14 protein-coding genes are annotated in these 13,396 nt (G+C 62.4%); 9 read left to right on the top strand and 5 right to left on the bottom strand.

Annotation, left to right across the window (positions count from 1 at the left end; translation table 11 throughout):
• The first annotated feature begins 154 nt into the window (after nt 1-154).
• The 6 genes from ACB039_RS06285 to ACB039_RS06260 all read left to right on the top strand — a co-directional run bounded on the left by ACB039_RS06285 (nt 155) and on the right by ACB039_RS06260 (nt 5,838).
• Nucleotides 155-1,198 (top strand): GMP reductase, encoded by a 1,044-nt coding sequence (locus ACB039_RS06285; RefSeq protein ID WP_171268644.1) that lies wholly within the window; start codon nt 155-157, stop codon nt 1,196-1,198.
• A 92-nt stretch (nt 1,199-1,290) separates the two neighbouring features.
• The gene (gene earP, locus ACB039_RS06280) at nt 1,291-2,484 is read left to right on the top strand and encodes an elongation factor P maturation arginine rhamnosyltransferase EarP (protein WP_371165315.1); all 1,194 of its coding nucleotides are present in this window, start codon (nt 1,291-1,293) and stop codon (nt 2,482-2,484) included.
• Nucleotides 2,485-2,527: 43 nt separating this feature from the next.
• Complete coding sequence (efp, locus tag ACB039_RS06275) at nt 2,528-3,094, top strand: elongation factor P (protein ID WP_011707002.1); 567 nt, start codon at nt 2,528-2,530, stop codon at nt 3,092-3,094.
• Nucleotides 3,095-3,292: 198 nt separating this feature from the next.
• Nucleotides 3,293-3,904, top strand: coding sequence for a DUF2238 domain-containing protein (locus tag ACB039_RS06270; RefSeq protein ID WP_371165314.1), 612 nt, complete (start codon nt 3,293-3,295; stop codon nt 3,902-3,904).
• 107 nt (nt 3,905-4,011) lie between these two features.
• Entirely contained in the window at nt 4,012-4,764 is a 753-nt protein-coding gene (locus tag ACB039_RS06265; RefSeq protein ID WP_268434318.1) for a DUF3530 family protein, read from the top strand.
• 117 nt (nt 4,765-4,881) lie between these two features.
• Nucleotides 4,882-5,838: a D-2-hydroxyacid dehydrogenase gene (locus tag ACB039_RS06260; RefSeq protein WP_005329849.1), complete on the top strand. Its 957-nt coding sequence runs from the start codon at nt 4,882-4,884 to the stop codon at nt 5,836-5,838.
• A gap of 110 nt (nt 5,839-5,948) precedes the next feature.
• Here ACB039_RS06260 and ACB039_RS06255 read toward each other — a convergent pair whose 3' ends face one another.
• The gene (locus ACB039_RS06255; RefSeq protein ID WP_371165313.1) at nt 5,949-6,425 is read right to left on the bottom strand and encodes a glycine zipper domain-containing protein; all 477 of its coding nucleotides are present in this window, start codon (nt 6,423-6,425) and stop codon (nt 5,949-5,951) included.
• Between the two features lie 244 nt (nt 6,426-6,669).
• A complete protein-coding gene (locus ACB039_RS06250; protein WP_371165312.1) occupies nt 6,670-8,226 on the bottom strand; it encodes a diguanylate cyclase domain-containing protein in 1,557 nt (518 codons plus the stop codon).
• A 280-nt stretch (nt 8,227-8,506) separates the two neighbouring features.
• Between ACB039_RS06250 and ACB039_RS06245 the strand changes: the two genes are divergently transcribed.
• Nucleotides 8,507-9,109, top strand: coding sequence for a nitroreductase family protein (locus ACB039_RS06245; RefSeq protein WP_371165311.1), 603 nt, complete (start codon nt 8,507-8,509; stop codon nt 9,107-9,109).
• Between the two features lie 110 nt (nt 9,110-9,219).
• Complete coding sequence (locus tag ACB039_RS06240) at nt 9,220-10,701, top strand: diguanylate cyclase (protein WP_371165310.1); 1,482 nt, start codon at nt 9,220-9,222, stop codon at nt 10,699-10,701.
• A 24-nt stretch (nt 10,702-10,725) separates the two neighbouring features.
• Here ACB039_RS06240 and ACB039_RS06235 read toward each other — a convergent pair whose 3' ends face one another.
• Nucleotides 10,726-11,388, bottom strand: a complete 663-nt coding sequence (locus tag ACB039_RS06235; protein ID WP_371165309.1) for an HAD-IA family hydrolase — start codon at nt 11,386-11,388, stop codon at nt 10,726-10,728.
• Nucleotides 11,385-11,609 (bottom strand): hypothetical protein, encoded by a 225-nt coding sequence (locus ACB039_RS06230; protein ID WP_025326108.1) that lies wholly within the window; start codon nt 11,607-11,609, stop codon nt 11,385-11,387. Before ACB039_RS06230 ends, ACB039_RS06235 begins: the two co-directional genes overlap by 4 nt.
• Nucleotides 11,610-11,722: 113 nt before the next feature.
• Between ACB039_RS06230 and ACB039_RS06225 the strand changes: the two genes are divergently transcribed.
• Nucleotides 11,723-12,619 carry a LysR family transcriptional regulator gene (locus tag ACB039_RS06225; protein ID WP_371165308.1) on the top strand — a complete coding sequence of 299 codons (897 nt, stop codon included), beginning with the start codon at nt 11,723-11,725 and terminating at the stop codon, nt 12,617-12,619.
• A 45-nt stretch (nt 12,620-12,664) separates the two neighbouring features.
• Here the strand turns inward: ACB039_RS06225 and ACB039_RS06220 are convergent, their stop codons facing one another.
• Nucleotides 12,665-13,315, bottom strand: coding sequence for a cold shock domain-containing protein (locus ACB039_RS06220; RefSeq protein WP_371165307.1), 651 nt, complete (start codon nt 13,313-13,315; stop codon nt 12,665-12,667).
• Between the last annotated feature and the right edge of the window lie 81 nt (nt 13,316-13,396).

Here is a 13,396-nt window from a genome sequence, read left to right as displayed (position 1 = left end):
ACAATGCTGAGCTAATTATCAGTCTTGTTCTGGCGGGATTTTTGCCTAGACTGTTGTAAACCGGAGGCCTTGAAAACCTGCGGTTTTTTTGTGCCTGCCGAAAATTTTGCCCACTGCAACAGTGACTTTCACAAGGCTCAATAAGGAATTTGCAATGCGTATCGAAGAAGACTTGAAACTCGGTTTCAAGGATGTCCTGTTTCGTCCCAAGCGCTCTACCCTCAAGAGCCGTTCCCAAGTCAGCCTGACCCGTCAGTTCACCTTCAAGCACACCCGGACCCAGTGGCAGGGAGTGCCCGTCATCGCCGCCAACATGGACACCGTCGGCACCTTCGCCATGGCGCGCACTCTGGCGGGCTTCGAGATGATGACGGCGGTACACAAGCACTACAGCCTCGCCCAGTGGCAAACCTTCGTGAACGACACCGATCCGGCCCTGCTGGGCCATGTCATGGTCTCCACCGGCACCTCGGAAGAGGACTTCATCAAGACCCGCCAGATCCTCGCCATGTCCGAGGCGCTGCGCTTCATCTGCGTGGACGTGGCCAACGGCTACTCCCAGCACTTCGTCGAGTTCCTGCGCAAGATCCGTGAAGCCTGCCCGAACCACGTCATCCTGGCCGGCAACGTGGTCACCGGCGAGATGGTGGAGGAGCTGATCCTCTCCGGCGCCGACATCGTCAAGGTGGGCATAGGCCCGGGCTCGGTCTGCACCACCCGGGTCAAGACAGGGGTAGGCTACCCCCAGCTCTCCGCCATCATAGAGTGTGCCGATGCGGCCCACGGCCTCGGTGGCCAGATCGTCGGTGACGGCGGCTGCACCTGCCCGGGCGACGTGGCCAAGGCGTTTGGCGGCGGCGCCGACTTCGTGATGCTGGGGGGCATGCTGGCGGCCCACGAGGAGTGCGGCGGCGAAGTCGTCGACGTGGATGGCGAGCCCTTCATGAAGTTCTACGGCATGAGTTCTTCCAGTGCCATGGACAAGCACGCCGGCGGCGTCGCCGAGTACCGTGCCTCCGAGGGCAAGACGGTGCTGCTGCCCTACCGCGGCCCGGTCGAGAACGCCGTGCGCGATATCCTCGGCGGTGTGCGCTCCACCTGCACCTATGTCGGTGCCAGCCAGCTGAAAGAGCTCACCAAGCGCACCACCTTCATCCGGGTGCGCGAGCAGGAGAACAACGTCTACGGCAAGGAGTAATCTGCCGCAGCCCCGTCACGCGCTGACGGTTAGAAGCCAGGCCACCGGTGTGCTACCCTGCGCACCGGTTTTTTTGCATCTGGACCCCTGACATGACCAGCCCCCTGCCCCCCTTCGACTGGGACATCTTCTGCACCGTGGTGGACAACTTCGGCGACATAGGCGTCACCTGGCGGCTGGCCCGCCAGCTGGAGCGGGAGGGGCATGGAGAGGTGCGGCTCTGGGTGGACGACCTGGCGAGCTTTGCCCGCATCTGTCCGGGGCTTAATCCCGCGCGGGATCGCCAGTGGGTTGAGGGAATTCACATCCAGCGCTGGCAAGGCCCCCTGCCAGCGGATGCCATCCCGGCCAGAGTGGTCATAGAGGCCTTCGCCTGCGAGCTGCCCGCCCCCTTTATCGAACGCATGGCCGAGCAGAGCCCGCCCCCCTGCTGGATCAATCTGGAGTATCTCTCGGCAGAGAGCTGGGTCGAGGATTGCCACGGCCTCGCCTCGCCGCAGCGGGTCGGCAAGCTGAGCCTCAATAAATACTTCTTCTTCCCGGGCTTCACGGCTAAGACCGGTGGACTCTTGTGCGAGCAGGGGCTCATCGCCGAGCGGGAGCGGTGGCAGCAGGATGAGGCAGGCCTTGCCGCCTACTGGGCGAGCCTGGGGCTGCCGCCCAGGGCGCAAGACGAGCTGCGGATAAGCCTCTTCACCTACGAGAGCGAGGCGCTGAAAAGCCTGGTCCAGTGCTGGAGCCAGGGCGCCACCCCGGTCACCCTGCTGCTGCCGCTCGGTCGCTCCCTCAACGACGTGCTCAGCGGCGCAGGGCTTGAGAGTGCCATCGGCACGGCCAGGGCGGGGGATCTGCTGCAATCGGGCCAGCTTGCCATCAAGCTGCTGCCGATGACGAGCCAGGCGGGCTACGATCGGCTGCTGTGGAGCTGCGATCTCAACCTGGTGCGCGGCGAAGACTCCTTCGTGCGGGCCCAATGGGCGGCAAGGCCCTTCCTGTGGCACATCTATCCCCAGGACGATCAGGCTCACATTGCCAAGCTGGATGATTTCCTCGACCACTACTTATCTAGCTTGCCAGATCTGGCCGACTTGCCAACCGATGCGGCCCACTGGCTGCGCGCCTTCAATCATGCCCTTAACCATGGGCAAGATGTGCGCGAACTCTGGGCCCAATGGCCGCAATTCGGCACTATTTGGCAACAACATGCGCGAAGCTGGTCACAGAAGTTGCTTGCCGATGGGGATCTCGTCACTCGGCTGGTGAAATTTTTAGAAAGCCGTATATAATCTGGCAGTTTTTATCTGCCCGTATACGAACAGGAATTTTTACATGAAAACCGCACAGGAAATCCGCGCTGGTAACGTCGTCATGATCGGTACCGAGCCGATGGTGGTCCAGAAAGCCGAATTCAACAAATCCGGCCGTAACTCCGCCGTGGTCAAGATGAAGCTGAAAGGCCTGCTGAACGGCAGCGCCACCGAGACCGTATTCAAGGCCGACGACAAGCTGGAAGTCGTTCAGCTGGAGCGTAAGGAGTGCACCTACTCTTACTTCTCCGACCCCCTGTATGTCTTCATGGACACCGAGTACAACCAGTACGACGTCGAGAAAGACAACCTGGGTGACGCCCTGAACTACATGGTTGACGGCATGGAAGACATCTGCGAAGTGACTTTCTACAACGAGAAAGCCATCTCCGTAGAACTGCCGACCACCATCGTTCGCGAAGTCGAGTACACCGAGCCGGCCGCCCGTGGCGACACCTCCGGTAAAGTGACCAAGCCGGCCCGCCTGAAGGGCACCACCTACGAGCTGGCCGTTGCCGCCTTCGTAGAGATCGGCGACAAGATCGAAATCGATACCCGCACCGGTGAATTCAAGCGTCGCGTCAACTGATTTGACGGCTTCACGCCCGTGTTGAAAAAAGCGAGCCCCAGGCTCGCTTTTTCTTTATGAGCATTTGCCCTGCGATCATTCAGCCCCGGTCAGTGACAGCGGGCCTTCCATTGAGGGAGAATTCCCCTGCCCCCTTTAGTCTCGCGCCGATTGGGACTACACCATGAAGTCAGGTTCCTCCTCCCTCACAGGCTCCCTATGACATCTCATCAAAAACTCCTGCTGTTGCTGCTCACCCTGGTACTGCTGGTGCTCTCCGGCTGGCAACCCTATGACAGGGTCACCTGGTTGCTGGAAGTCGCCCCCGTGCTGATCGTCCTGCCGCTGTTGCTGCTGAGCCAGCGCAGCTACCCCCTCACCAGCCTGCTCTATCTGTGCGTCTTTCTGCACGGGGCCGTGCTGATGCTGGGGGGGGCTTACACCTATGCCCGGGTGCCGCTCGGTTTCGACCTACAGCAGTGGTTCGATCTCAGTCGCAACCCCTATGACAAGATTGGCCACTTCTTCCAGGGGTTCGTGCCCGCCCTGGCCTGCCGCGAGATACTGCTGCGCGGCCACCATGTGCAGGGCAAGAAGATGCTGGTGTTTCTGGTGATCTGCGTGGTGCTCGCCGTCAGCGCCAGCTATGAGCTCATCGAGTGGGGTGCAGCCCTGGCTCTGGGTCAGGGCGCCGACGAGTTCCTCGGCACCCAGGGAGACCCCTGGGATACCCAGTCCGATATGTTCTTCGCCCTGATGGGGGCCGTCAGCGCCCTGCTTCTGCTCTCCCCCCTGCACGACCGCCAGCTCGGCAGACTTGCCCGGCCCTGAGCCCGTCGAGGGAAGGGGCCTGCCCCTTCCCTCTTGCTACTGGATCCCCCGACCCCCTTCAGAAATCCGGCACGCCGCCGCTAACCCAGTCAACCGGGGAGCGCATTATGGCCAGATTATCCTTACCACTGCTGTTTTTGACCCTGCTGGCGAGCACCACCTTGCCGGCTAACGAGATCTCGCCCCCGGCCCCTCTCGATCACTGGCAGGAGAGCGATTGGAAGGGAGTGCCTGACAGCACCCGGATCGACAAGCAGAGGGTGCTGTTTGCCAAGCACGACGGCGACAGCTATCTGGGGCTCGCCATCCTGCTGCCGGACTGGCAGCGTAGCGGCCAGCTGTGGCAACTGACCCGGGATCTGGGTCGACTCGGCTTCGATACCCTGCTGCTGCTCCCCTCCCCCCAGCAGACCGAGCTGGATCCGGCCTCAGAGAAGAAGCAGGAGAACATTGACGCATTTCGCCGGCAATTTGCCGAACGCATCGTCAAGCTCGGTGACGCCAAGCTGCAGGAGGGCGGGTTCAAGCTGTTGCTGGCGCAAGGCACCAGCGCGGCCTGGGCCGCCAACCTCATCACCAGCGAGCAATTGCCCGCCCCCGATGCTCTGGTGCTGCTCGACGGTTTCTTTCCCAACCAGCTGAGCAACCAGACCCTGGCCAAGCAGGTGGCCCAGGCCAGCATTCCCACCCTGGATCTCTATCAGGAAGACGGGGGACGCTGGCCCCTGCTGGCTGCCGAGGCTCGCCAGAGCGAGAGCCGCCGCAGCCACAAGCTCAACTACCGTCCCTATGCCTTGATGGAACTGGGCGAAACGCCGGGTCGCATCCAGGGCTGGCTGACCCATCTGGGCTGGATCTGACCCCAAAAATGCCGCCTGCCTCACATCCGGCGCGATTGCCAAGCCATTGATGCGCTGCAAACTGGCCCTCGGTCGCCGATGTTTGGCATCATAAACGCCTCAACGGCAGGAGGCTTAATGCAGCAAATCGTGTTTCTCGACAGTGACACCCTGGACGCCGGCATCAATCTGCGTCGCCCCGACTTCCCCCATCACTGGCAAAGCTACCCCGAGACGAGACCGGAACAGGTGGTGGAGCGGCTCAGTTGCGCCAGCATCGCCATCATCAACAAGGTGCGCATCGGCGCCGCCGAGCTGGCCCGGCTGCCGGACCTGAAACTCATCGCGCTGGCGGCCACCGGCAGTGACAACCTGGATCTGGAGGCGTGCCGCGCCGCCAACGTCGGCGTCTGCAACATCCGCAACTACTCGGGCCCCTCGGTGCCAGAACACGCCATGGCACTGATGCTGGCCTTGTCTCGCAACCTGTTCGCCTGGCGCCAGTCCCTGCTGGAGGGGCGCTGGCAGCAGAGCGGCCAGTTCTGCTTCTTCGATCACCCCATCACGGATCTGCACGGCAAGCGCCTCGGCATCATCGGCAAGGGCACCCTGGGGCAGGCCCTGGGGCAGAGGGCCAGTGCCATCGGCATGGAGGTCTTTTATGCCCAGAGCCAGGTCGGTGCCAGCCACGACGAGGATCGGTTGCCCCTCGACGAGCTGCTGCAAAGCGCGGACGTCATCAGCCTGCACTGCCCGCTCACCCCCTACACCCGCCACCTGATAGGTCCGCGGGAGCTGGCCATGATGAAACCGGGGGCTCTGCTGATCAACGTGGGCCGCGGCGGCCTGGTGGACGAGCAGGCCCTGCTGGAGGCGCTGGCCAACGGTCGCCTCGGCGGCGCCGGGTTCGACGTGGCGAGCATCGAGCCACCTCCCCCCGACCACCCCCTGATGCAGGCGCTGCGTTACCCCAACTTCATTCTGACGCCCCATGTGGCCTGGGCCAGCGAGGAATCGATGCAGCGCCTCGCGGATCAGTTGATCGACAACATCAACGCCTTTGCCGCCGGCAGGCGCCAGCACCGTCTGGTCTGACACGCCGAGGCCGGGGCCGACAACATCGCTCGGCGGGTATCACTACCGCCTTCGATACGACGGACACGAAAAAGGGGCCCCTGGCCCCTTTTTCTCTCTCCTGGCTGACCTCAGTCGTCGTCATGCCATCTGTGCTTACGGTGCTTTTTGTGATGCTTGTGGTGCTTGTGATAGCGCCTGTCGTCGTAATAGCGCTCGTTCTTGCTCTCGTGACTGTCGCCGGTTTTGGCGCCTATGGCCGAACCACCAGCCCCGCCGATGCCGGCACCGATCAGCTGGCCCGTGCTGCCACCCACGCTCTTGCCAATGGCGGCACCGCCCAGTGCCCCCACCGCGCCCCCCAGGGCTGCCTCATTCTTGTTGCCCCTGTCGGCCGTGGCCGCACCGCCCGCCGCGCCGCCAACAGCGGCCCCCACCAAGGCGCCGGTGTCGCCCCCCAGCTGCTTGCCGATCATGGTGCCTGCCACCCCGCCGACGCCACCACCGAGTATGGTGTTGACGGTCTCGGACGCCTGCGCCTGACCATTGCCCAACAGCAGCGCGCCCAGCAGCGCCATCGCGCTCATGCCGTATTGTCTCATTTCCATGGGGTACTCCTGTCAAACCTGATGTCTAATTGATTATTTTTCCCTGCACTATACAAAGCGTCCCGGACTCCGCTACCAGGATTACGGCGTCCTTGCCGGCAGGGGAAGTGTCTCTCCTTCGCGACATGGCACAATCACATGAGCTAACCGACTGAAAATGAATTAAAAAAAAAGGTCACATGGGAAATTATCCCCACTGTGACCCCTTTCTCGGCCATTCAGGCCCTTTTTCTCCCGATGGCGGTCAGACAGATATTGTCACGACCTCCCCTTTTGGGGGATCTTGGGTGGGTGACAGGTGCCAGCAATCCCGTCCCTGCCGCTTGCTTTGGTACAGGCACTCATCCGCCCGATCGAGCAGGGCGGCGTCATCCGGATAGCGAGCCCCACCCGCGCTCAGGGTGATGGACTCCTCAAACTCGCGCCACTGCAGCGCCCGCATCCGGGTCAGCAGCTGGGTCAGACGCTCCTCGACCTCCTCCTGCTCCCAGGGCAGCAGGGCCGCAAACTCATCCCCACCTATACGGTAGACCTGAGCCTCTCCCAGGGTTCTCGCCATGATGGTGGCCACCCGGAACAGCACCGCATCGCCCACCCCGTGTCCCCAGCTGTCATTGATGCGCTTGAAGTTATCCACATCAAACAGCACCAGCCAGTGGGGTTTCTCCTCCTGCGCCAGCCTGGCCCTGCCTTGCTCGAAGGCCCGCCGATTCATGATGCCGGTGAGGGGATCGTGCAGCAGAGCATCCTGTCCCTCCAGCAAGCTGTTTCTCACCTGACTGATCTCCCCCAGGCTGCCGTGCACAAACCAGGTACGCCGGCGCAGCTGGATCTCCATCAGCGCCGCATCCTGGACGAGGCCGCTGAGAGATCGCTGCACCAACGCCTGCTCTTGGCGAAAAATACGCACCAGAAACAACAGACTGCAGAGCCAGATACCGAGCAGCGCCAACGCGGGCAGCACCACCATCAGCAGGGTATCTTGCAGGTTGTCATGAAAGTGGGCGGGAGGCAGATAGATGTTGAGATCCCAGTCGATATCCGACAGCGGGTGTGTCAGGTGGCAACCTTCCCGGATCACCTTCAACTCGGCCCCCTGGCTCGGCGTCCCGGGTACCGCCGGCAACAGTGACAGGTTGTGTCCCACCACCAGTCGGTTTCCCTTGCGCTCGGTGATGTAGATGGCAGCCTGATCGCTGCCCATCGCCCGTCGCAGCGCCGCCTGCAGCGCCGCCTGCAGCGAGTTGAACGACATGTCGACCATCAGCAAACCCAGCAGTTTCCCCTCGTCATCCTTGACCCGCTTGATCAGAGTCAGGACCTCTGCGTTGCCGCCGAACTCCTGGTAGGGACCAAACCAGACCAGCTCCTCGCCGTCGTTGGCAAGGGTCTGATACCAGGGGCGCTTCTGTGCCTGGTAGCCGGTCGGCACCTGCCACTCGGGGTAGCTCTCGAGACGGTCGACGCGGGTGTTGTAGAAGTAGAGGAAGTGGGCGTCGTGCTTGAACTGGTGGGCGATGGCCCAGATCGGGTTGATGGCAGAGCCCCCCCGCGCGATGGCCCGCTTGTCCAGGGAGGCCTCCAGCACGCCGAGCTGCCGCCGATTGGCCAGCACCATCTCGTGGATCAGGGTGGCGTCGATGGAGGTGAGCATGTGGTCATAGCCGGCGATGGTCTTGTCGATGCTGCGCAGGTAGCTGGCCGCCGCCAGCAACAGGGTGGTGATCAGCACCAGGGCACCGAGCAGAAACGACAGCGGTGTCAGTATGTAGTAGCGCTCCTTGATGATAGCCGCAGCCATGCCACCCTCTATAAAATGTCACATAAGATGCATTTTATAGTTGAAAACACCATACAAGTATTGATTGAAGTCATTAACAACTACGGTTAATGACAACAAAGACATCAGCGGGCCATACCCGGTTTCATCAAGTGAATATCCATGAAAAGTGGAAACAGTCATCACCCAGCGTTGACGGTTTCTTGCACAGAAGGTGTTATAGTCCATGACTGGATAAATCGGAGCCAGATGACCTTTATCGGCAATGCTGGCGGTGATGATCCACAACCAAGGAGATGTTATGAGCAGTCCGTTTATCGAACAGATCAAAGTACGTCGTACCATCTATGCCCTGGGTGACCAGGTGACCCATTCCGAGGCTCAGCTGACGGCTCTCATCAAGGATGCCATCAAGCACAGCCCTTCCTCCTTCAACTCCCAGAGCTCCCGTGCCGTCATCCTGTTTGGCGAACAGCACCACAAGCTGTGGGACATCGTCAAAGCTGAATTGAAAAAGATTGTACCGCCAGAGGCTTATACCCAGAGCGAGGCCAAGGTAAACGGCAGCTTCCGCGCAGGCTTCGGCACAGTGCTGTTCTTCGAGGACACCGCCGTCATCAAGGATCTGCAGCAAAAATTCGCCCTCTATGCCGACAACTTCCCCATCTGGTCCGAACATGGCACCGGGATCGCCCAGTTTGCGGTCTGGACCACCCTGGCCCAGGAAGGTGTTGGCGCCTCCCTGCAGCACTACAACCCGCTGATCGACGAGGCGGTCCGCAAGGAGTGGGACCTGCCCGCCAGCTGGCTGCTGCGTGCCCAGATGCCCTTTGGCAGCATAGAGCAACCGGCCGGTGACAAGACCTTCATTGACGACGAGGTCCGCTTCCGGGTCTTCGGCTAACCCCAAAGGCCCCCTCGCCGAGGGGGCCTTTGCCCCTGCTTCCCCCCGCATTTTCCGCTCCGTACAACCATACTCAGGGCTATCATGCCAACCGCCCTCAGGAGAGACGCATGGGAGAAGCCAGACGCCAGCGTATCTTGTCCACTTTCTATCCCTTGTTTGCCCTGCTCTGTGTCGCCACCCTCATCCTGCTGTTTTCACTTGTCGGCATCTTCACCCGCCCTCCCAGCCTGCTGGCGGCCTTCTGGCCCGCCAATGCCGTCTTGCTCGGCATACTGCTGCGTTACCCGCGCCTGGCCTCGCCCCCAGGCTGGCTGGGGGGCCTGCTGGGTTATCTGCTCGCCTCCCTGCTCACCGAGGACCCGCCCCTCAAAACGGCGCTGCTCACCCTCGGCAACCTGGCCGGCGTCAGCGTCGGCTACCTGCTGTTCCGCAGGCTGGATCACGAAGACAAACGGCTCAGGCGACCCACCTCCATCGTCTATCTGCTGCTGATCGCCATGGCGGCCTCCTTCGCCGCCGGGTTGGTCGGGGCAGCGATCAACCCCATGCTGTTTCAGGGCTCACACCTCTACGGGCTCGGCTTCTGGTTCGCCAGCGAGCTGGTCAACTACATGGCCATACTGCCGGTGATCCTGACCCTGCCCCCGCCGGGCACACTACCGGACTGGCGCCGCCTCCTGTATCAGACAAATATCTCCTGGAGCAGGCTGCTGCCCCTGCTGAGCCTGGTCGGCACCCTGCTGCTGACCCTGCTGATCGAGGGGCCTGGCTCCATTGCCTTTCCGGTCCCGGCCCTGCTCTGGTGCGCCATCAACTACTCCGTCTTTGCCACCAGCCTGCTCTCGCTCTCCTTCAGCACCCTGATCCTGCTCGCCCTCTCCAACGGCTACCTGATCATCAGTCAGGATGTCCAGACTCAGTACTGGATGTTCTCGGTGCGGATCGGCGTCATGTTGATTGCCCTCACCCCGCTCACCGCCGCCAGCATAATGGCGACACGCAATAACCTGCTGCGCAGGATGGAATACCTGGCGCACCATGATCATCTCACCGGCGTCCTCAATCGGGCTGGCTTCTGGCCCGGTGCCGAACAGATGGCGGAGAAGCTGGAACGGGGGAAACACCCCCTCGCGGTCTGCATGCTGGATCTGGACAACTTCAAACGCATCAACGACCGCCATGGTCACGAGGCAGGCGACAAACTATTGAAGGCCTTCACCACCACGGTGAGCCAGCATCTGCGCCAGGAAGACCTGTTCGGCCGGATGGGAGGAGAGGAGTTTGCGGTGCTGCTGCCCGATACCACAAGGGCCCAGGCACTGGATGTGGTCGAGCGGCTACGGGAGGCGGTTGCTCGGCTGAAGGTGCTGGATGGGGAAGGCAACCCGGTCTCAGTCACTGTGAGCATAGGAATAGCCTGCCAGCACCAGGGTCACTTCAACCTGGACAGGCTGCTCTCCCGCGCCGATCAGGCCCTCTATCAGGCCAAGCATAATGGCCGCAACCGGGTGGAGCTGCACGGGGGCGAAGAGGCAGACAGGCGCTCGGGGGATGCGGCGCCCCCCGCCATGGACTCGGATCCCTCTTGACGCCCCGGCAGATGGAGGCCGGCCTCAGTCCGGCAGCAGGTTCGCCATGCAAAGCTGCAGGCCAGCCTCGTCCTCGGTCAGGCGGATCTGCCGCCAGTCCTCCAGCCGTGCCCTGACCCCGCCATCGAGCCGTTTGTCGCCCCCTATCTGCACTACCTGACAGCCAGCCTGCAGGGCGCTGCATATCCCCGCAGGGGCATCCTCGAACACCAGGCAGTCGGCGGGAGCAAGGCCAAGCCGGCGTGCGGCAAGCAGATAAGGCTCGGGATCCGGCTTGCCTCGCACCACATCTTCTGCCCCGATCAATAGTCTCGGCAACGGCAACCCGGCACTGGCCAGGCGGTGCCGCGCCACCCGCTGGCTCGCGGAGGTCACCAGCGCCCAGCGCGCCGGCGACAAGGCCCCAAGCAGGGTGCGGGCCCCGGCGATCGGCTCGGCCACTCCCGCATGCCGGATCTCCAGCTCGTCGAGCAGGGCCACCTCCCGGGCCAGATCCAGCTGTGGCGCCAGCGCGCGTATCACCTCCCGCGAGCGCACCCCATGGCACATGGCCAGCACAGGCTCGGGATCCAGCCGATGGCTCTGGCACCAGAGCCGCCAGACGGTCTCCACCTCTGTGGTGGAGTGCACCAGGGTGCCGTCCATGTCCAGTAACAGGGCCTCGGCCCTCAGGGTGAGCACGGTCATGCGGTTCTCCCCGCCAGCACGTCGACGAAGGCCTGCCGCTGGGCCGACTGCTCATAACAAGCAAGCGCCTGCTCGGTATTGCTCGCCCACACCGGCAGAGGCCCGACGGCAAACCCCTGCTGCAACAGGCTGGTCAGAAGCTCACCCGTCTCCGGCGCCGCCAGTGGCTGGGCCATTACCAGGCTTCCCTTGATCAAGAACAGATAGCGTTCACTCGACATGACATGACTCCTTGTGGCTGGTCAGAGGGCCAAAGGCCCGTTTCGAGACCATTAGAACAAGGGAGTTAGATAATTTATAATCAATAAATCGCCACATTGGATAACCAAATGGAATGAAATTCGACTTAAGACAGTTGCAGGCCTTCGTCATGTTGGCCGAGACCGCCAACTACCGGGAGGCCGCCAGTCGGCTCTTCATCACGCAACCGGCGCTGACCAAGCAGATCCAGGGGCTGGAACTGGCGCTCGGCAGCACTCTGTTCAACCGGGGCCGCCACGGCGCCGAGCTGGCCGCCATCGGCACCCAGTTGCTGCCCCAGGCCCGCGCCCTGGTGGAACACGGCAAGGGATTCGAGCAGCACGCTGTGGCGCTGGCGAGTGGCGCCGCCGGGCGCCTCAAGATAGGGTTCGGGCTGTCGAGCTTCGCCCTGGCCCCCTCTCTGGTGGCCCGCTTCAAGCAGCAGGCCCCGGATGTAATGGTGCATCTGCAGGACATGACCTCCGCCGTCCAGCACGATCTGCTGCTGGCGGGGCGGCTGCAGATAGGCTTCATGCGAAGGCCGCAAGCGCCACAGCTGAAGGAACACAGGTTGCTGACCGACCGGCTGGTACTGGCCGTGCCAAGCCAGATGACGGGGCCGGATCCGGCTGCGTTCGACGTGGAGCGGGCGCTGACCACGCAGCCGTTGCTGCAGATGGTGGGCCACCGCTGCCCCGGCCTCAGCCAGCAGATCGCCCGCTTCCTCGGCGCCAACCGGCTGACCGGCATGATCCAGGAGGCGGAGGACATCCAGACCCTGGTGGCCCTGGTGGCCGCCGGCATAGGCAACGCCATACTGCCCTGCAGCGTCGGCTTCATCGCGGGCAAGGACGTGACCCTCTATCCCCTGTCCGGCCCCTGGTCCGAGTGGGAGATAAGCCTGGTGTGGAACCCCGACTTTGCGGATCCCATTCGGGATCGTTTCCTGACCCTGGTCAGGGCCATGCACCCGGAGGGGAATAACCTCTGACAGGAGTGCTGCCCAAACAGGGAAATGGAAAGCAGCAAGGCTGGCTCAATGGCCACACAACTGATCTTCACAGGGAATGCCATCCCCCTCTCCATCCATCTTGGTATTGGGGCAATATTGCAAGAACCAGGTCGCCTCTTCGCAGGAGGTCATCTGGGAGCAGTGCTGACGACCGTCGCACTGACGGACAAAAGAGGACGCCTGCGCCTTGCCGTACGAGGTACTGGTCTCCTCCTGACTGAAAGTGGGTGCTGCTGGAGGGGAGACAAACTCCGCCGAGAAGCGGGAATAGAGGAAGAACAGTCCCGCCAGCACCAGCAGGGGGACAAGCTTGCCACGCCAGTTGCCCTTGCGGCGAGGGGCGTGATGCACGCGGGCTCTGGGCATGGCGGGTTGTGGTGCCCTCATGTTCACATCGGCCCTGTTCCCGCGATCCGGCATGGGGGACTCGATGGATGGTCTCAGCCCGTCTGCCAGCGAGAGGGGGCGGTCGGGGAAGAACACCTGCACGGCGCAGGGCTTGTCATCCTTGCCGCTCCCGACCTGATAGGAGACCCTCTCTCCCACCTCCGGCAGCCTGCCATCGAATTGCAGGGCGGTGATGTGCACGAAGAGATCGGCTCCGCCCTGATCCTGCTTGATAAAACCGAAGCCGCGCTGCGGGTTCCAGCTCGCGATCCTGCCCTGATGTCGCATGTCCTCATCCTTGTGGCCAGCACTGTTTTGACCATGTTGCCCCAAAACTACAGGGTTTCAACAGGGCATTGAAATCAACCC

Origin of the sequence: Aeromonas sp. S2(2024), assembly GCF_041402505.1 — a bacterium.
Lineage (GTDB): Bacteria > Pseudomonadota > Gammaproteobacteria > Enterobacterales > Aeromonadaceae > Aeromonas > Aeromonas media.
This window is presented reverse-complemented; position numbering and strand designations above follow the sequence as displayed.